The 18,066-nt window shown below is 43.5% G+C and carries 14 protein-coding genes and 2 tRNA genes; 10 read left to right on the forward strand and 6 right to left on the reverse strand.

What is annotated here, in order from left to right; translation table 11 throughout:
* Window positions 1-10 precede the first annotated feature (10 nt).
* Window positions 11-2,644, reverse strand: a complete 2,634-nt coding sequence (locus FN732_RS08000; RefSeq protein ID WP_142936044.1) for a valine--tRNA ligase — start codon at window positions 2,642-2,644, stop codon at window positions 11-13.
* 53 nt (window positions 2,645-2,697) lie between these two features.
* Here FN732_RS08000 and FN732_RS08005 point away from each other — a divergent pair.
* The 10 genes from FN732_RS08005 to FN732_RS08050 all read left to right on the forward strand — a co-directional run bounded on the left by FN732_RS08005 (window position 2,698) and on the right by FN732_RS08050 (window position 14,550).
* Window positions 2,698-2,774 (forward strand) — tRNA-Arg (locus FN732_RS08005).
* Window positions 2,775-2,794: 20 nt separating this feature from the next.
* Window positions 2,795-3,259, forward strand: a complete 465-nt coding sequence (locus FN732_RS08010; protein WP_142936045.1) for a nucleoside deaminase — start codon at window positions 2,795-2,797, stop codon at window positions 3,257-3,259.
* Window positions 3,235-3,329 (forward strand) — tRNA-Ser (locus tag FN732_RS08015). Before FN732_RS08010 ends, FN732_RS08015 begins: the two co-directional genes overlap by 25 nt.
* 25 nt (window positions 3,330-3,354) lie before the next feature.
* Window positions 3,355-4,377 (forward strand): recombinase RecA, encoded by a 1,023-nt coding sequence (gene recA, locus FN732_RS08020; RefSeq protein WP_142936046.1) that lies wholly within the window; start codon window positions 3,355-3,357, stop codon window positions 4,375-4,377.
* On the forward strand, window positions 4,343-5,449 hold the full coding sequence (locus tag FN732_RS08025) for a type IV pilus twitching motility protein PilT (protein ID WP_221928617.1): 1,107 nt from the start codon (window positions 4,343-4,345) through the stop codon (window positions 5,447-5,449). Before recA ends, FN732_RS08025 begins: the two co-directional genes overlap by 35 nt.
* Window positions 5,433-5,885, forward strand: a complete 453-nt coding sequence (locus FN732_RS08030; RefSeq protein ID WP_142936047.1) for a regulatory protein RecX — start codon at window positions 5,433-5,435, stop codon at window positions 5,883-5,885. The genes FN732_RS08025 and FN732_RS08030 overlap by 17 nt, the downstream gene beginning before the upstream one ends.
* Before the next feature lie 37 nt (window positions 5,886-5,922).
* On the forward strand, window positions 5,923-8,565 hold the full coding sequence (gene alaS / locus FN732_RS08035; RefSeq protein WP_142936048.1) for an alanine--tRNA ligase: 2,643 nt from the start codon (window positions 5,923-5,925) through the stop codon (window positions 8,563-8,565).
* A gap of 116 nt (window positions 8,566-8,681) precedes the next feature.
* Window positions 8,682-9,101 carry a hypothetical protein gene (locus tag FN732_RS08040; RefSeq protein ID WP_142936049.1) on the forward strand — a complete coding sequence of 140 codons (420 nt, stop codon included), beginning with the start codon at window positions 8,682-8,684 and terminating at the stop codon, window positions 9,099-9,101.
* Window positions 9,102-9,119: 18 nt separating this feature from the next.
* Window positions 9,120-13,184, forward strand: coding sequence for a hypothetical protein (locus FN732_RS08045; protein ID WP_142936050.1), 4,065 nt, complete (start codon window positions 9,120-9,122; stop codon window positions 13,182-13,184).
* An 85-nt stretch (window positions 13,185-13,269) separates the two neighbouring features.
* Window positions 13,270-14,550, forward strand: coding sequence for a peptidyl-prolyl cis-trans isomerase (locus tag FN732_RS08050; RefSeq protein ID WP_142936051.1), 1,281 nt, complete (start codon window positions 13,270-13,272; stop codon window positions 14,548-14,550).
* On the opposite strand, the gene FN732_RS08055 is transcribed toward FN732_RS08050, so the two are convergent.
* The 5 genes from FN732_RS08055 to FN732_RS08075 all read right to left on the reverse strand — a co-directional run.
* Window positions 14,547-15,518 carry a PfkB family carbohydrate kinase gene (locus tag FN732_RS08055; protein ID WP_142936052.1) on the reverse strand — a complete coding sequence of 324 codons (972 nt, stop codon included), beginning with the start codon at window positions 15,516-15,518 and terminating at the stop codon, window positions 14,547-14,549. The genes FN732_RS08050 and FN732_RS08055 overlap by 4 nt on opposite strands.
* Entirely contained in the window at window positions 15,515-16,048 is a 534-nt protein-coding gene (locus tag FN732_RS08060) for a DUF448 domain-containing protein (RefSeq protein ID WP_142936053.1), read from the reverse strand. The genes FN732_RS08055 and FN732_RS08060 overlap by 4 nt, the downstream gene beginning before the upstream one ends.
* The gene (gene nusA, locus FN732_RS08065) at window positions 16,045-17,184 is read right to left on the reverse strand and encodes a transcription termination factor NusA (protein WP_142936054.1); all 1,140 of its coding nucleotides are present in this window, start codon (window positions 17,182-17,184) and stop codon (window positions 16,045-16,047) included. The genes FN732_RS08060 and nusA overlap by 4 nt, the downstream gene beginning before the upstream one ends.
* Before the next feature lie 16 nt (window positions 17,185-17,200).
* Complete coding sequence (locus tag FN732_RS08070; protein ID WP_142936055.1) at window positions 17,201-17,689, reverse strand: ribosome maturation factor RimP; 489 nt, start codon at window positions 17,687-17,689, stop codon at window positions 17,201-17,203.
* 89 nt (window positions 17,690-17,778) lie between these two features.
* Window positions 17,779-18,066 (reverse strand): integrase core domain-containing protein (locus tag FN732_RS08075; protein WP_142936056.1); only part of this gene is annotated, 288 nt, incomplete at its 5' end.

Consider the following 18,066-nt stretch of genomic DNA (forward strand, 5'->3'; position numbering starts at 1 on the left):
GGAGAACCCCTTAGGCCATATTTTTTAACTGTTCAATGGTGCTTTCAAGCTTCTTTAAAATCTCCTCAAGTTCTGAGAGTTCCACTCTGTTCTTTTCAACAACCTCCTTCGGGGCTCTCTCAAGGAAGTTTTTGTTTGAGAGCTTCCTTCTTAACTTCTCAGCTTCCTTCTCTATCTTCTTAAGCTTTTGGGAGAGCCTCTCAATTTCACTTCCGACGTCTATCAACTCTCCCACGTTTACGTAAACCTCAATACCTGGAAGGAAGAAGGAAATCGTCCCGGAAGGTTGCTCATCAACCTTTTTAATCTTTGAGACTCTCGCCATTTGTTTTATAGATGGAATCATCTTCTCAATAACGTCCAATAAATCGCTGTTATCGGTTTTCAGGAAAACTTCAACCTCTGTTGAAGGGGAAATGTTAAGTTCAGCCTTTACGTTTCTTATTCCCCTAATAATCTCCTTGACCGTTTCAACGAGGACGGCAGTCTCAGGGAAGGAGCAACATTCTGAAGAAGGCCAGTTGGAAATGGAAATAGATTCAGCATCCCTGTTTGGAAGTTTTTGGTAGATTTCCTCAGTTATAAATGGCATTATAGGGTGAAGGAGCTTTAAGCTGTCCCTTAAGACTGTAAGCAGTGTGTGGGCTGCAGTTCTTTTCTCCTCATCACTTCCCCTGTAGAGCCTGTACTTTGTAAACTCTACATACCAGTCTGCAAGCTCGTTCCAGATGAACTGGTAGATGGCCTTAGCTGCCTCGTTGAACCTGTAAGCTGAGAGCTCCTCATCTACCCTTTTAATAGTTTCTGAAAGCTTTGTAAGTATCCACCTATCCTCGGGAGAGTAGGAAACCTCTCCGATTTCACTGATTCCTTCGGTTGTACTTAAAACAAACCTTGCAACGTTCCATACCTTGTTCGCAAAGTGTCTATATCCTTCAATAATTCTCTCAGAGAGCCTAATGTCCCTACCCTGAGCTGCTAAAGCTGTCAATGTAAACCTCAGAGTATCTGCTCCGTACTTTTCAACCATTTCCAAGGGGTCAATAACGTTACCCCTCGTTTTACTCATCTTCTGTCCCTTTTCATCTCTAACAAGGGCATGAACGTAAACGTCAGAAAAGGGCTTTTTACCTGTAAAGTGGTAGCCCATCATCATCATTCTCGCTACCCAGAAAAAGATGATGTCAAATCCTGTAACCAGTAAATCTGTTGGGTAAAAGGCCTTTAAATCATCCGTATCCTCGGGCCAACCGAATACTCCAAATGGCCAGAGGGAAGAGCTGAACCAGGTATCCAAAACGTCCTCGTCCTGCTTCAAACTCTCACTACCGCAGTTTTCACACCTTTTAGGAGTTTCCTCAGAAACGTTTACATGGCCGCACTCCAAACAGTACCAGGCAGGGATTCTGTGTCCCCACCATATCTGTCTTGAAATACACCAATCCCTTATGTTGTACATCCAATCAAAGAAGGTATTCTCCCACTGTTTCGGAATGAACTTAATTTCACCGGACTTAACTGCCTCAATGGCCCTTTCTGCCAAGGGCTTTGTCTTTACAAACCACTGGTCAGATAGGTAAGGTTCAACAACTGTCTTACACCTGTAGCAGTGACCTACAGAGTGAACGTGTACTTCTTCCTTTTCTAGGAGTCCTTCATCCTTAAGAAGGGCAACAACTGCTTCCCTTGCCTCAAACCTATCCATTCCCTTAAATGGTGGAACGGTTATTCTTCCCCAGTCGTCCATTATCTGAATGGGTTCCAATCCGTGCCTATTTCCAACTTCAAAGTCGTTGAAGTCGTGGGCAGGTGTAATCTTCACAGCTCCGGTTCCAAACTCAGGATCAACGTACTCATCTGCAATTACCGGTATCTCCCTTCCAACTATTGGAAGCCTGACCTTTTTCCCTACAAGGTGTTTATACCTTTCATCGTTGGGATTAACAGCAACCGCAACGTCTCCGAGGAGAGTTTCCGGTCTTGTCGTTGCAACAACAATGTATCCTTCACCATCAACGAGGGGATACCTTATGTACCAGAGTTTTCCAGTTTCCTCCTCGTGTTCAACTTCAAGGTCGGAGAGGGCAGTATGACAGCGTGGACACCAGTTTATAAGCCTCTTTCCCCTGTAGATTAGACCTTCTTTGTATAAGGTAACAAATGCCCTTCTCACAGCCTTTGAAAAACCCTCATCCATTGTAAATCGCTCTCTCTCCCAGTCACAGGAAGTCCCTAACTTCTTAAGTTGGTTTATGATTCTGTTTCCGTACTGCTCTTTCCACTCCCAAACCCTCTTTAGAAACTCTTCCCTTCCGACGTCGTGTCTTGTTAAACCCTCTTTTGCCAGTTCTCTCTCAACGACCCACTGGGTAGCTATACCTGCATGGTCTGTTCCCGGAATCCAGCAGACCTCATAACCCTTCATTCTCTTCCAGCGACAAATAACGTCCTGAAGGGTTGAGTTTAAGGCGTGTCCTACGTGGAGAACTCCCGTAACGTTTGGAGGTGGCAGAACGACACTAAACTTTTTCCTTTCTCCGTTTAAAACCTTCTTTTCGTTGGCATGAAAAAATCCTTTTTCAATCCAGAATCTGTACCATTTATCCTCAAAGAGAGAAGGGTTGTAGGTAGGTTCCATCTCCATTTTTCCTCCCGATTGAAAATGAAAAATGTTGGAATAAATTTATACCCGACTCTGCGCCCGTAGCTCAACTGGATAGAGCGTGGGACTACGGATCCCAAGGTTGCAGGTTCGACTCCTGCCGGGCGCGCCACAAACTTTTTTCGGTGTCCTATGGAAGACCAGGAGTTCCTTAAAAAGGCCCTTGAGGAGGCTAAAAAGGCTTACAAGTTTGGAGAAGTACCAATCGGAGCTCTCATAGTCAGGAACGGTCAGATAATCTCAAAAGCCTTCAACAGGAAGGAGTTCCTCCAAGACCCTACAGCTCACGCTGAAATTATAGCAATTAGAGAGGCCTCAAGAAAGCTTAATTCTTGGAGGTTAACGGACTGTACCCTCTACTCAACGGTTGAGCCCTGTGTAATGTGCTGCGGTGCTATAATACAGTCAAGGATAAAAAGGGTTGTCTACTCGGTTCCAGACCCAAAATTTGGGGGAGTTGAGAGTCTGTTTAGAATTCTCTCCGATAAGAGGAACAACCATAGACCAGAAGTTGAAAGGATAGAGCTCTTAGAAGCCGAGGAACTCCTCAAGAGCTTCTTTAAGGAACTCAGGGAGAGGTGCCGGAGCCTGGCTTAACGGGCCCGACTCGAAATCGGGTGTGCGGGTAGCCCCCGCACCGCGGGTTCAAATCCCGCCCTCTCCGCCATTTAAAAACCAATTAGGAGTCCTTTATGCAGGAAGAGAGGAAAAAAGTTCTACAGGAAGCTCTAAAAAAGATTAAGAAGGAGTTTGGTGAAGGCTCTGTAATGTTCTTGGGAGAAAAGCCCGTTGAGAGGATACCTGCAATTTCAACAGGTTCGATAGCAATAGACTACATAACGGGCATAGGAGGAGTTCCAAGGGGAAGGATTACGGAAATTTACGGTCCAGAATCCTCAGGTAAGACTACACTTACGCTGCACATAATAGCAAATGCACAGAGGGAAGGGGGAGTTGCTGCTTTCATAGATGCAGAGCACGCCCTTGACCCGACGTATGCAAAGAAGTTGGGTATAAATCTTGAGGAGCTCTTAGTTTCCCAGCCTGACAGTGGAGAGCAGGCTTTAGAGATTGCAGAGACACTTGTGAGAAGTGGAGCGGTTGACGTAATTGTTGTTGACTCTGTTGCTGCCTTAGTTCCAGAGGCAGAGATAAAGGGAGACATGGGGGATTCCCACGTTGGCCTTCAGGCAAGGCTCATGTCTCAGGCCCTGAGAAAGTTGACAGCAGTTGTAAGTAAGAGCAATTGCGCACTGATTTTTATAAACCAGGTAAGGGAAAAAATAGGAATGATGGGCTATGGAGGCCCTCAGGAAACTACAACGGGAGGTAGAGCCCTTAAGTTCTACTCCTCAATGAGGATAGAGATAAGAAATTCGGGGCAGATAAAGGATAGGAACGATGAGAGAATAGGACATAAGGCGAAGGTGAAAATCGTTAAGAACAAGCTTGCCCCACCTTTCAGGGAGACGGTAGTTGAAGTTTACTACGGAGAGGGAATTTCCAGGGAAGCGGACTTGCTCAACTTAGGAGAGGAGTTGGAGATAGTTAAGAAGAGCGGTTCTTGGTATTCCTTCGGAGATGTGAGACTTGGGCAGGGAAAGGAAAATGCCAGACAGTTTCTGAAGGAGAATCCCGAAGTTGCTGCTGAGTTGGAGGAAAGGATAAGGGAGGCTTTGGGTGTTCCAGGAAAGAGCGAAGATAGACCTCAATGAACTACTTAAAAAGGCTTTTAAGGTAGGTGCCTCTGACGTTCACCTAAGGGTAAAGTCTCCTCCCATTTTGAGAATAAGTGGAAATTTAGTTAAGACCGATTTACCTTCCCTTGAACATTCAGACATACTCAACTTTATCAACCAAATTCTTCCCTTAGAAAAGAGGAGGCAGTTACCATACATAAAGGATATAGATGTCGCCTACTCTCTTCCAGGTGTGTGTAGGTTTAGGGTGAACATATTCCGACAGAGGGGAACATTTGCTATTGTTATGAGGTTGATTCCGTACAACGTTCCAGAAATCGATGAGCTTAACCTTCCAGCCATTTTAAAGGAAATAGCGCTTTACCAGAGGGGACTCGTCCTTGTAACTGGAACGACAGGTTCTGGTAAGTCAACCACCCTTGCAGCAATGCTCAACGAACTAAACAGGAAGGATGCAAGAATAGTTATAACAATAGAGGACCCTATCGAGTACCTTCATAAGGATATAAAGTCACACTTTTACCAGAGGGAAATCGGAGAGGATGCAGAGGACTTTTTCACCGCCCTGAGGGCTGCCCTCAGGGAAGACCCCGACGTTATCCTTGTAGGAGAGATGAGGGATACTGAAACTGTGAGAACGGCCCTTGATGCTGCCGAAACCGGGCATATGGTTTACTCAACCCTCCACACTCTTGATGCTAAGGAAACTGTAAACAGAATTATTTCCTTCTTTCCCCTCTATGAACAGCAGGCAATAAGGTTTCAGTTGGCATCTGTTTTAAGGGCAACAATTTCCCAAAGGCTCTTGCCAAGGGCAGATGGTAGAGGTAGAGTTCCTGCAGTGGAAATCATGATTGTTACAGAGGCAATCAAGGAGAGAATTCTTAATCCAGACTTAACCGATGAAATACCTGAATTTATAGCTAAAGGAAAGGAGATTTACGGTTCTCAAACCTTTGACCAATCACTCTATGACTTATGGAAGAAGGGACTGATAACGAGGGAAGATGCTCTTAAGTACGCATCACGTCCAGACGATTTGAAACTTAAAATGGAAGGAATCTTTACAGGTGGAGAAGAAATTTAAGGGAGCTCTCTCCTACGCTATCTCTCTCCTTTCGAAAAGGGACTATTCAGTTAAAGAACTACTAAGAAAAGTTAAGGTTAAGTTTCCAGATTTAAAAGAAGAAGAATTAAAACTTCTGGAAGAGGAGCTCTTAGAAAATAAATTCCTGGATGAAAAGAGAGCCGTTGTTAATTACTTTCTTTCAAAAATTGAAAGAGGCTGGGGGAAAAGGAAAATTAAAGGGAACCTGTTAAAGTTAGGGTTTCCTGAGGAGTTAATTGATGAAGTTTTTTTAACTGTTCCTTTTGACTACTCCTTTATTGTCCAAGAATTAGGAAAAAGATACGAATTGGAAAATAGGAAAGAGAGAGAAAGGGCAAAGAGATTTTTACTTCAAAGGGGATTCTCATTTCAAGAAATACATGAAATTCTAAGAATGATAAAGGAAAGAGATTAGGTTAAAATAGGCAAAACTCTTCTTAGCTGGAGAAACGATGAAGTGGACGGGAAACGAGATAAGGGAAACTTTTCTTAAATTTTTTGAAGATAAAGGTCACGTTAGGGTAAAGAGTTCTCCACTAATTCCGAAGAATGATCCAACGTTGCTCTTTACAAATGCAGGAATGGTTCAGTTTAAGGACTACTTCTTGGGAAAGGAAAAACCACCGTTTAAGAGGGCTACCTCCTGTCAAAAGTGTATGAGAGCTGGAGGGAAGCACAACGACCTTGAAAATGTTGGGAAAACGGGAAGACACCACACGTTCTTTGAGATGTTGGGAAACTTCTCCTTCGGTGACTATTTCAAAAGGGAAGCAATAGAGTTTGCCTGGGAGTTGGTAACAGAGGTTTTTAAGCTTCCCGTTGAAAGGCTCTACGTTTCTGTTTACGAAAAGGACGATGAGGCTTTTGAAATTTGGAACAGGATAATAGGAGTTCCTGAGGAGAGGATATACAGGCTCGGTGAGAAGGACAACTTCTGGGCAATGGGGGATACAGGACCGTGTGGGCCCTGTAGTGAAATTTACTACGATAGGGAAGAGGAGTTCTCCTGTGGTGAAAACTGCGGAATAGGAACGTGCGACTGCGACAGGTATTTGGAGATATGGAACTTGGTGTTTATGCAGTACGAGAGGGATGAAAGGGGAGAGCTCCATCCACTTTCAAAGCCCTCAATAGATACGGGAATGGGGCTTGAGAGAATTGCCTCGGTTCTCCAGAACGTTCCTTCAAACTACGAAACGGACCTCCTGTTTCCTTTGGTAAAGTGGGCTTCAGAAGTTTCTGGAATTCCTTACGGAAGGGATGAAAAGAGCTCTACTTCAATGAGGGTAATTGCAGACCATTTAAGAGCTATGACATTTTTAATATCCGATGGGGTTCTTCCATCAAACGAAGGAAGAGGATACGTTTTAAGGAGAATAATAAGGAGGGCCTCAAGGCACGGAAGGCTCTTAGGGATAAAGAAACCTTTTCTCTACGAAGGAGTTGACAGAGTAGTTGATATTATGGGAGATGCCTACCCTGAAATCGTTCTACACAGGGACCTTGTAAAGAGGGTGGTGAAAAAGGAAGAGGAGAGGTTTGAGAGAACAGTTGAAAGGGGGCTCTTTATCCTCCAGGAAGTAATAGAGAAACTCAAGGAGGAGGGAAAGGATACAATTCCCGGAGAGGAGGCATTCAAACTCTACGATACCTTTGGCTTCCCATTGGATTTGATATTGGAAGTTGCAAACGATGAAAGTATGAAAGTTGACGTTGAAACGTTTGAAAGGCTTCTTAAAGAGCAAAAGGAGAGAGCAAGGAAGGCCTGGAAGGGTGGAGTTCAAAGGGTTGTTTCACCGGAGATTCAGGAGCTCTCTGAAAAGTTCCCAACTCTGTTTACAGGGTACGAACACTTAGAGGAGTATGCAAAGGTAGTTGGAATTGTAAAGGAAGAAAAGTTAGTTAGCGAAATAGGGGAAGGAGAAGAGGGAGTAGTAATCTTAGATAGAACACCTTTCTACCCTGAAAAGGGTGGACAAGTAGGGGATACGGGAATTTTAGAGGGAAACAGTTGCTACTGTGAGGTTTTAGATACACAGAACGTTACTGAAAATTTAATAGGCCATAAGGTAAGGGTTTTAAGGGGTTCGTTAAAGGTTAACGATTTCGTTAATGCCGTTGTTGACTCTGAAAGAAGGAGAGCCGTTACGAGAGCACACACGGCCACACACCTCCTTCACAAAGCACTCAAGGAAGTGTTGGGTAATCACGTTAAACAGGCAGGTTCACTTGTAATGCCCGATAAACTCAGGTTCGACTTTACCCACTTTGAAGCTCCAACACAGGAAGAGATAAGGAACGTAGAGGAGTTAGTTTACAACTGGATTTTGGAGAACTACCCTGTAAAGATAGAGGAAATGCCCTTAGAGGAAGCTTTAAACAGAGGAGCTGTTGCTCTCTTTGGTGAAAAGTACGGAAACATAGTTAGGGTTGTTGATGTTGGTGGAGTGAGTGTGGAGCTCTGCGGAGGAACACACGTCAAAAGAAGTGGCGATATAGGATTTTTCAAGATTGTCTCAGAATCCTCAGTATCCTCTGGTACAAGGAGAATAGAGGCCTTAGTTGGTAAAGAAGCCCAAAAGTTTGTTTGGAAAAAAGAGGAGCTCCTTGAAAAATTGACAAACACACTTAATTCCCCTGAGGAGCAGATTGTTCAGAGGGTTGAAAAGCTCAAGAGGGAGCTTAAAGAAAAGGAACAGGAGCTTGAAAGAATTAAGAAAAAACTTGCAACGTTGGAAGTTGATGGGATAGTTGGTGGAGCTCCAGAAGTTAATGGAGTAAAAGTTGTCACCGCAAAGATTGAAGGATTTACTGGAAAGGAGTTGGTTGAGCTTGCAGACGTTGTTAGAAATAAGGCAGGAAAGTCAGCCGTTTTACTCGTTGGGGTAAAGGATGGAAAGGCCGGTATGGTAGTTGCCGTATCAAGGGAACTAACGGACAAACTCCATGCAGGTAAACTTTTAAGGGAGGTCGCTTCACTTCTTGAAGGAAAAGGAGGAGGAAGGCCCGACCTTGCCCAAGGGGGAGTTCAAAACCTATCAAGAATTCAGGAAGCCTTTAAGAAGTTTCACTCTCTAATAGAGTCGAGCCTTTAGGGAGAGTTTCTCTCTCCCTTCCTAATAATATAAAAAATTCTTAAAATATTGCTCCATTTATCGAAATTTGATAGGATATCTTTTGTAAAAGTTTTGTAAATTCTTTTGGAGGAAAGATGGGAAGGAAGTGGAAGAGGAGCAGTCTAAAAGTAACAACAGGCCTCATACTATCAACAGTGCTGGCATCCCAAGGGTTTGCACAGCACCCGTCGGTTAAACTCTTAGACCTTGACGGAAACTCCGTTAAAAGTTCCCTCAATGCAACAGATACCGTGACCCTTGTCTCAAACAACGGAACAGAAGTTACTCTGGAAAGAGGAAACCCTGTAAGTTTTGAAAAGACATGTGGACAGTGTCACGAGAACATTATTGAAGACGTTAGAGCATCCCACCATGGCGCAGTTGGCCTTCACGACATGGGATGGATTGATAACAGAGAAACGTTCGGGGACGATACAGGAAGTAAGGACTTTGTTACAAACGTTGTTCTGAAAATGAGGTACTTCCGCTCAAAGTCCCACTACGGCGGCTGGTGACCACCTTCATACCGCCAGTTGGCGGCAAAGAAACCTTTAAACGACCCTGCAGTTCCAGATGGGGCCGTTGACGGAATCAACCCTGCAGACCAGAATGCCTACAAGGGTTTCAACTTTGATATGGGCACTGCAAACCACAACATAACCTGTAACTCCTGTCACGCAGGTGGTGGTGCAGCCCAGTTTGGAAGGGAAAACAAACCCTTAGATGAAGTGTTAAAGGAGAAGTTAGGAGAGGATAAGTTCAACGATTTGGAGAACAAGGACTGGTTTATAGATATCGACAACGACACTGACTACAACATTCCTATTGATGGAGACCTCTTTGCCTATTCTGACTACGAGGTCGGTGGAGGTTACATAGGGAAACCCCACCTATTTAACTTCAAGCGTTCTGGTGTAAACGATACAGACTGTCTCATGTGTCACGCCGATGCAACTCAAAGAGCCAAAACTGTAAAGACGGAAATAAACAATACAACTCTTTCTCCCATAATGCCTGCGAATCCAAGGGTTATGGTGTTTAAAGGGATGACATCTGATAATGAGACAATAGTCATTTCATTAGGTGTTCCTCCAAAAGTTGGAGAGACGATAAACGGAAAAACTGTTGCAAAGGTTGATTCTGCTTACTACAACTCTGTTCCTATAACTGTTCTTAAATCCCTCTACGGATTGTCCGATGATGATATATCCAACATCGAATCAAACAATGGAACGTGGTCAAGATTTTTCATCTATCCAAACAATGCAAACGGAGCAACGAGGGAAGTTGCAAGGGTTACCTACTTTGAACATCCCAAGAGCACAAAGGATAAGGACGGTGGGGATGTTTACGTTAACGGCGGAGCTGTAACCTTTAAGGACGATAATGGAGATACCGTTTACAGGACGTTTGCTGGATTCTTCTTTAAGTACATATCAACAGCCTCTCTAATGGGAGTAGATACAGACCAGGATGGAGTTCCTCTTGCCTACGTCAGGTTTGTTAAGGAAAACGGCATCTGGAAACCTGAAGTTTACTACGACGTTAAAGAGTTTAACGATAAAGGAGAGGTGGACCTTCCAATCTTAGAGAACAGAGTTGGTGATAAGAACACACCAGCTACAGAGGTTTCTCCTAAGGATTACAACTATTCAGTTCCTACGGCTTTAGGAAATGCCGATAATCCTTATCCTCAAATGACAACTCCTGCCGAAGGGAGTGATAAGAATAGAGCCTGGGGATACGTATGTTCTTACTGTCACATGGCAATTCCCTACGAGGATGGAAAGCTTCCAGATGGAAACTCAACATACGCCTGGGTAACGAGGAAGGGAACTCTCGGACTTGGAGCTGAAATCGTTAAAAGGGGAGACGTCTTCTCCTACGATTTACACAGAGGTGGAGAGGAGAAAGGAAACTTACCAGCAGATGCATTCAAGAACGTAGACCTTTCAAACAGTACTCAAGCCCAGCAGGCTTTCCACAGAATGTTAACTGCAAAGTCCGTTCAATCGATTGATGATATCCCAATAGGTTACGACGTTCACTTTGACAGTGAAAAGGGAGGAATGACCTGTCTCTCTTGTCACGGTGAGGGAACACTCTCTCAGGAGGAGAAAGAGTACCATCCTATACACCACGACTTTTTAAAGGGTAACGACTGGGGAGGTCACTGGGACCAGTCCTTAGACTACAACCCTTCACTTAAAACGTGTTTAGACTGTCACTTTGGAGGTTCAAGGCAGCTTGCTGCCCAAGTTCATAGCGATGCATTTGGACCAGAAGGAAACGCTGCAATCCACATGGAGAAGGTCTCCTGTGAAGTCTGCCACATTCCATTTAAAACCCACTGGACATTCAGAACGTTCTACGACGTCCTTGGATACTCCTACAACTTTGACAACAGAATTCTTGGATACAATCTAAACAACGGTACAACTGTACCTCTTCCTGAAAGTATGTTTACTCCAGGATTTGGTCCATTTATGCCAATTGCAGGGTACGGAGCTCCCCAACCTTTCTGTATTGTGAGAACGGACAACGGTAAAGATACTCTTGTTCCAATATATCAGGCTGACTTTGACCCAAGGCAGGCAGCCCTAAGGCTTGAGAAGAAAGAATTTGGAATTTGGAACGTTCCAGACATTTCATTCCCATGGGCCTGGGCTCCAGTAATAATCAACAACGGATTTAGACCTGACGTTCCAGGTGGACAGAAGTTCATGTACAGAATAGCAGACCCCCTAACACTTGTAACCTGGTACGACAAATCAACTGGAAAAGTTCTGTACACAAGGGAAATGGCAGCTGCACTTGATGGAACTGAATATTCAGAACACGCAAAGAAAAACGTTCCGGCCTACTTTATACACGATGGAAAGGTATGTGTTAAAACAATCTTAGGTGACTACATATGTGACGACAACGGCGATTACCTACCTGAAATAGATACAGACGAAGAGTACGAAGCAATGAAGTCTGCCCTTACAGATGTTCTAAAGAGAGAGGGGGTTAAAAATCCTGACCCTGTCTTCTACATCTGGACTGCTCCGTTCAGCATAGACCACGGTGTCCTTCCAAAGGATTATGCCCTTGGTGCAGGAAAAACCGTTAATGGAGAGGAGCTCAACTGTTCTGCCTGCCACGATGCTAAAAATGGAAGGCTTCCTCAGGCAAACATGGCAGACATTGAGGGAAGCTCAACACTCAAAGAGCTGATAGTTAAAGACAGTAAAGGAAACGTTAAGTTCTTCGGTCTTGGAAGGGAGATTGTTACAGTTCCAACCAAGATTCCGCCTACGGCTTACAAGGAAGCAGTTAGGGTATTCTTCAACTCCCCTGAGGATGAGAACGGCAATCCTAAGTATGGAACAATGAAGATTAAGGTTGCTGGAACTGAAAAGGACATTGATGTCATGTACACAACGGCTGGAGATATCTTAGTTAATGCCCTTACAAACGGAGTTGATATAGACAGGCACCTTGTTCCGATTCCTGTAGAGAGCTCCGGAATAGATGGAGCTGCATTTGCCCTTCCTGATAAGAAGTCAACCTGGAAGATGAGAATCGAAGGAGTTGAGACGGAAGTTGAAACAGAAGCTCTCGAAAATGACGAGATGCCAAGAAGGGCAATCGTTGTTAGAATGAAGAACGAAATGCCGGAGCTCTTAGGCTTTGAGCACCTTGCAGAAGAGATAATGTCTGCCGGAGAAGGGAACTACGTAGCGGTATTCACACCTATAATTCCTTCAGAGTACATAGAAAAAATGACGTTTAATCTTGCCAACTTAAAGGTTGCTGACCCTGAGAACCTCTCAATCAACTATGCAAAAATTCACAAAGTAAGAGTATCTGAAGAAAGTAACGTTCACTACGAAGTTGACAAGGAGAACTTTAAGCCAGAGTCAATTTCCGTTAAGGAAGCAATCAGCAGGGGATGGGCTTACTACGACCCATCTACCGGAGAGTTGGTAGTAAACGTTAAAGCTATGAGTGAGGAAGTTCCCGGAGAGGGAGAGCTTGCATTTTCCGTTATGAGAAAGGTTGGAAGTGAAGTTATCCTTCCAGAAGAAGTTCAAACCAATAACGGTCAGATTGTTGCTAAGGTCGAAGGAAAAGAGGTTACAGTCAGTGTAGCAGATGCAGCAATAGACGAAGTTCTCAGACCTGTAGACCTTCTAAAATTTGCCCAAGAACTGAGACTTAAAAAGGTGGTCGTTGGTTTTAAGGTTACAGATGAGGACAACAACTTCTCTATTGAGATTGACCCGAACGGCGCTATTGACTCAAACAGGGCTGTTGCCTACATCATCGTTAACGGAGAAAAGCATAAATGTAAACCAACTGTTGAAAGCAACGGTAAACTCAAGGTTACCTATCCATGTACAAGGTCTGAAACAAGGGCTACCGAACCGATTGAAGTTGTAGTTGGTGAGGAGAGCTCCACGCCGACGGTCTCCGGTGGAATCAGCGGAGGAGGCGGTGGAGGTGGTTGTTCCATTTCTCCTTCAACAACTGCCTCAAGTGGACTGTTTAACTTAGGACTTCTCCTATCCGGACTTTTAGGGTTCTTCGGGTTTAGAAGAAAGAAGCACTAATTTAAACTAAGTTAATTCAAATCCCCGGTTCTCCCTGTAGGCCGGGGATTTTTTTATACTTTATCCACAACTTTTGGAGGAATTAATGAGAAAGGCTTTACTACTTTGTTTAATACTTCTTGCTTCATGCGGCTTAGGTTCGGAGAGTAAAAAGCAGACCTCTAATGTTGAAACTAAAAAAACGGCCGTTTGCTCACAGGATACAGTACTTGCAGAAGGAAAGGGACTGAGAGTAACCCTATCGGACTATAAGTATACTCAGAGCTTACTTAACAGTAAGTCGAAGTCTTTCTTCTCCTCCCATCCTGAAGAACTTTTGAAGAGGATGGTGAACAGGAGGTTAGTCCTTAAGTATGTGGAAGACTCAGGACTTTCTAAGAAATATGGTTTGGATAGTGAGATAGAGGAATTTAAGAAAGACTACCTCTCAAGGCTTTACGTGTCTGAGGAAGCCAAGAAGAGACTTAAACCTGTAACCGATGAGGAGATTGTAAAACGGTTCAAGGAGCTCTTTCCCAAAAAGGACCCTTCAAAAATGAGTAAGGGTGACAGAAATTTTATAGAGAACGAACTGAAGGTTAAACACTACGATGAAGCCGTTAAATCAATATACAGTGAGGTTGAAAGAAAACTAAAGGTAAGTGATAAGGATGGAAAAATAACAGTAAGCTGCTGCTCAATAGAGGTTTCACAAAATCTGAAAGGGGGAGAGGATAAAAGCAGAGTTGAAAATCAACTTAAGGAGAGGTTTTTCAAGGAGTATTTCTACAAAAAGGCATTGGAAAAGGGATTTGACAAAGACCCAAACTTTCAAAGGATGTTAACCGAGTACTTTGCAAATAGGGCTATTGAAATCTTCAGGAAGGAGCTTGAGAGGGAAATTCACCTAAGCCCTGAAGAGTTGAAGGACTTTTATGAAAAGAACAGAGAAAAGTTCAAGATGCCAGACAGGGCTCAAGCAGTTGTTCTACTCTTTGAAGATAAGAAAAAGGCCATTGAAGCGAAAAAGTTACTCGAGTCCGGAAAGAGCTGGGAGGAGGTTTCAAAGAGGTTTGGAAAGTTTAATGCCAAACCAAAGTTCTACTTTAAGGATGCAAAGGATCCTGTAGGCTCCCTCATCTTTGCAGAAGGAGAACCAGAGAAAGGAAAGATTATGGTTGCTCAGTTCGGAGATAGGACGTACGCTGTTATCTACGTTATTAAGACTGTTAAGGGAGGAGTCCTTCCCTACGAGAAGGTTAAAAACTACGTGAAGTTGGTTTTAAAGAGGGAAAAGCTGAGGAAACTGGAAGAGGAAAAGTTGAGGGAGCTCTGGAAAAAGTACAACGTAAAATTGGAGAATCTTAACTGTATAGGGAGCTCTTAGGAGAGGAGCTCCTCCTTTGTCCTCTCCCATGTTGTTTGTGGAGAGGGAAACTTCTCCTTAAAGAAGTGTTCGTACCTCCTTACAACCTTTTCCCAGTTTGGGAGGCTCGTTTGTGCCCCTTCTGCTTCAATTGTAAACGAGGCGACAACAGAGGCAATCCTTCCAGCCGTTTTAACGTCGTAACCCTTTAGAAGGGAGGATAGAAATCCCGCCCTGTGGGAATCTCCAGCTCCAGTTGGGTCAACGACCCTTGACGGTTTTACAGCCGGAATCTTAAAGAGTTCTCCTTTAAACAGGATTATTGAACCTTGAGCCCCGAGGGAAACGCACACAAGCTTAGGGCCACTTATCTGACGGATACTTCTAATTTTCAAAATTTCCTTTAATCTCTTTGCCTCGTGATTGTTCATAAAGAGCATGTGAACAAACGGCAAAATCCTTACAACTCTGTAAGGATAATTAAAAGTCTCCTGACCTGGATCAAAGCTAACAACATTTTTTACTTTTTTCTTTAAAAGTCTGTAGTAGAACTCAAAGTGTCCTGTTGAAAAGTGGCAGATTTCACTCTCGGAAGATAGTTTGTACGCCTTCTCAATATTTTCAAACAAAATTTTTCTCGTTTCTCTCTTGTTTTCGTAGTAGTATAGAACTTGGTCATCGCTGTTTTCCTTGCTTACAATAAAGCTTCTGGGCATTAAACACCTTGAGGGAATAATTCCGCTTGTATCCACTCCCTCATTTTTTAAGTGTCTTTTATAGTTCGTCTTCTCAAAATCCCTTCCGGAGACTGCAAAGAGGGAGCTCTTAACACCTAACCTTGCTGCAGCAACGGCAACGTTTGCTCCTGCTCCTCCGTACGTGTACCTGTACTTTTCAGCTAAAACGGTTTCATTGATAGAGGGAAATCTCTTTACGACCAATACGTTATCTATCACGATACTACCAAAGGAAAGTAACTCCCTTTTCAATCCTCCCTCCTCAAACTTTTAAGTTTCCTGCCAACCTCGTAGAGCTTCCTTCCAAGCCCAACCTTCTCCACAAACAGAGCTCCAATCCTCGTTTCTTTTCTTATAGCTCCACCTAACTCCTCAGAGGAGAAAACATCCTCTAAGGGGAAAAATCCTTTTTTCTTTAGGTTTTCTTTTGTTTTAGGACTTAAATCTGAAGAAAGAATGAGAATTCCTTCTCTGCCGTCCTTGAGCTTTTTTATGTTGTCCTGACCTATTACGGTTACTCCCGTTTTATGGCAGAGGGAGAGAAGGTGTAGAAAATAGTTTTTTAGTGCATTGAATGTTTCACTGTAAACATCTTCGGGATTTAACCTTCCCTTAAACTGCTTTTTAACAAACCTCTTTATACAATCGTAACTGGGGCAAACATTAAATCCCCTACCGGGCAACTTCCTTGCAACGTCCGGCAGGGGTTTACCTTCATGAATTACAAACCTTATAAACTCCTCATTCTCTCCCTTTTTCCTGCAACCTGAACAGGTCCTCAATCCTCGTCTCCAATCTCTTCTTCCAACTCTTCAAGCTTTTTAAAGTCACTTTCCTTAATTATGTCTATTCCCACAACGTGACCTGCCTGAGCTGCCAATTTTGAAACGAGCCTTGCATTAACTCCTCTCTTTCCAATAGCCAGCGAGAGCTGGTCGTCTGGAACAACAACCTCTACGCGGAGCTCCCCATTTTCATCCTCGTAAGCTTCAGACTGTATAACCTGAGCCGGGGAGAGAGCCCTTGCAACAAGCTCTGCGATGTCATCAGACCATCTGATAATCTCTATCTTCTCCCCTGAGAGCTCCTTGGATATGGGAAGAATCCTATTCCCCTTAACTCCAATACATGCTCCAACTGGGTCTATGTAATCAACTTTTGAATCAACAGCTACCTTAGCTCTGACTCCCGGTTCCCTTGCAACTGCCTTTATCTCAACCAAACCTTCCGCAACTTCAGGTATTTCAATTTCCATTAATCTCTTCAAAAACTTTGGATGAGTCCTTGAAAGAATTACGTAAGGAGGTGGATAATCATCCACTCTGCTTGGTTTTTTCCTGTTGTAGTGCTTGTAGTCAAAGACAACGTCGTAAATGAGAGCTCTAACTCTGTCACCAATTTTGAATCTCTCCTTGGTTATCTGCTCCTCTTTAGGGAGAATTCCAACAACCCTTCCTAAATCAACGATAATATCCCCGTTTCTCTTTATCTCCTTAACTGTTCCAGAAATGATGTCACCTATCTTTTCCTTAAAGTAGTCGTAGAGAGCTTTCCTTTCAGCCTCTGTAATCTTGTCGTGGATTACCTGAGCCGCTGCCTTTGCAGCAATCCTTCCCAACTCTTCAGTCTTTATCTCAACCAGAACCTCATCACCGGGCTTAATACTCTCTCCGAACTGCTTTCTTGCCTCCTCCAAAGAGATTTCGTGGTCCAGGTCCTTTACCTTCTCAACAACGACTTTCTTCTGGTATATACCAAACTCCTTGCCATCCTCACCTATCTTAACTACCAGGTTTCCCCTGTAACCAGCCTTCTTTGCTGCATTGATAATTCCAACTTTTACCGCTTCTAAAACGTCCTCCTTAGAGATTCCCTTTTCCCTGCAGAGGAGCTCTACTGTTTTGCTCAAACTTTCCATTTACATTCCTCCGTATTTACTTGTTAAAGAGTGAATCAATATCAATCCTTGCACTCTTAATATTTTCGTAAGGTATCTCTACCTCAGAGTTTCTTGAAACGTCGTGAATAGTTACTCCTCTTTCAGATGTTGAAACAATCTCACCCTTAAAATTCCTTTGATTATCCATAGGTTCTTGAGTCTTTATCTTTACAACAGTTCCTTTATGTCTTTCAAAGTCCCTCTGAGTTTTTAAGGGTCTATCCAGTCCAGGAGATGAGACTTCCAAGTTGTAGGAGTGGTGAATGATATCCTCAACGTCTAAAACAGTTCCTATTCTCTCACTTATCCACTGACAGTCAGAGATTGTTATTCCACCCCCCGGCCTGTCTGCATATATTCTTAAAACCCAACCTACAGGTTCCCTTACAAACTCAACGTCAACCAATTCAAAACCACCCTCCTCTAAAATGGGTAAAAGTAAATCCTTTACCTTTTCAACAACTTCCTGGATTTTCTCTTCCATGCTCAACCTCTGATTGGCTTTAAATAAAAAGGAGCGGTTCCGAAGAACCGCTCTACAGAAAGTATAAGTGCGATGAACACAGACAGCTTCTAACCGCCGAGATTAAATTTAGTGCACCCCACAATCCAAGGCAAATGGATGTTCTCGTTCAATACATGGTGGACACCCTGGAGTTTTTTAATATATTCCTCAAACTTCTCTACTGGAGTCTTATAACCAAGACCTTGATGAGGCCTAACGAAGTTGTAAAAGTTTAGATACCTAAATAACTTCCTGTTCATCTCATCAACTGTCGGCTCAGTCCCTTCTATCATCCACAGTTCCTTCTCCACCGTCTGTATGAACCTTTCAACATGTGCATTGGTCTTGGGAGACCT

The organism is Balnearium lithotrophicum (genome assembly GCF_900182585.1).
In the GTDB taxonomy this organism is placed as follows: domain Bacteria; phylum Aquificota; class Aquificia; order Desulfurobacteriales; family Desulfurobacteriaceae; genus Balnearium; species Balnearium lithotrophicum.

Coding starts and splice junctions, on each gene's coding strand:
- FN732_RS08000 (WP_142936044.1), bottom strand. CDS start 2,644: ATGGAGATGGAACCTACCTACAACCCTTCTCTCTTTGAGGATAAATGG.
- FN732_RS08010 (WP_142936045.1), top strand. CDS start 2,795: ATGGAAGACCAGGAGTTCCTTAAAAAGGCCCTTGAGGAGGCTAAAAAG.
- recA (WP_142936046.1), top strand. CDS start 3,355: ATGCAGGAAGAGAGGAAAAAAGTTCTACAGGAAGCTCTAAAAAAGATT.
- alaS (WP_142936048.1), top strand. CDS start 5,923: ATGAAGTGGACGGGAAACGAGATAAGGGAAACTTTTCTTAAATTTTTT.
- FN732_RS08040 (WP_142936049.1), top strand. CDS start 8,682: ATGGGAAGGAAGTGGAAGAGGAGCAGTCTAAAAGTAACAACAGGCCTC.
- FN732_RS08050 (WP_142936051.1), top strand. CDS start 13,270: ATGAGAAAGGCTTTACTACTTTGTTTAATACTTCTTGCTTCATGCGGC.
- nusA (WP_142936054.1), bottom strand. CDS start 17,184: ATGGAAAGTTTGAGCAAAACAGTAGAGCTCCTCTGCAGGGAAAAGGGA.
- FN732_RS08070 (WP_142936055.1), bottom strand. CDS start 17,689: ATGGAAGAGAAAATCCAGGAAGTTGTTGAAAAGGTAAAGGATTTACTT.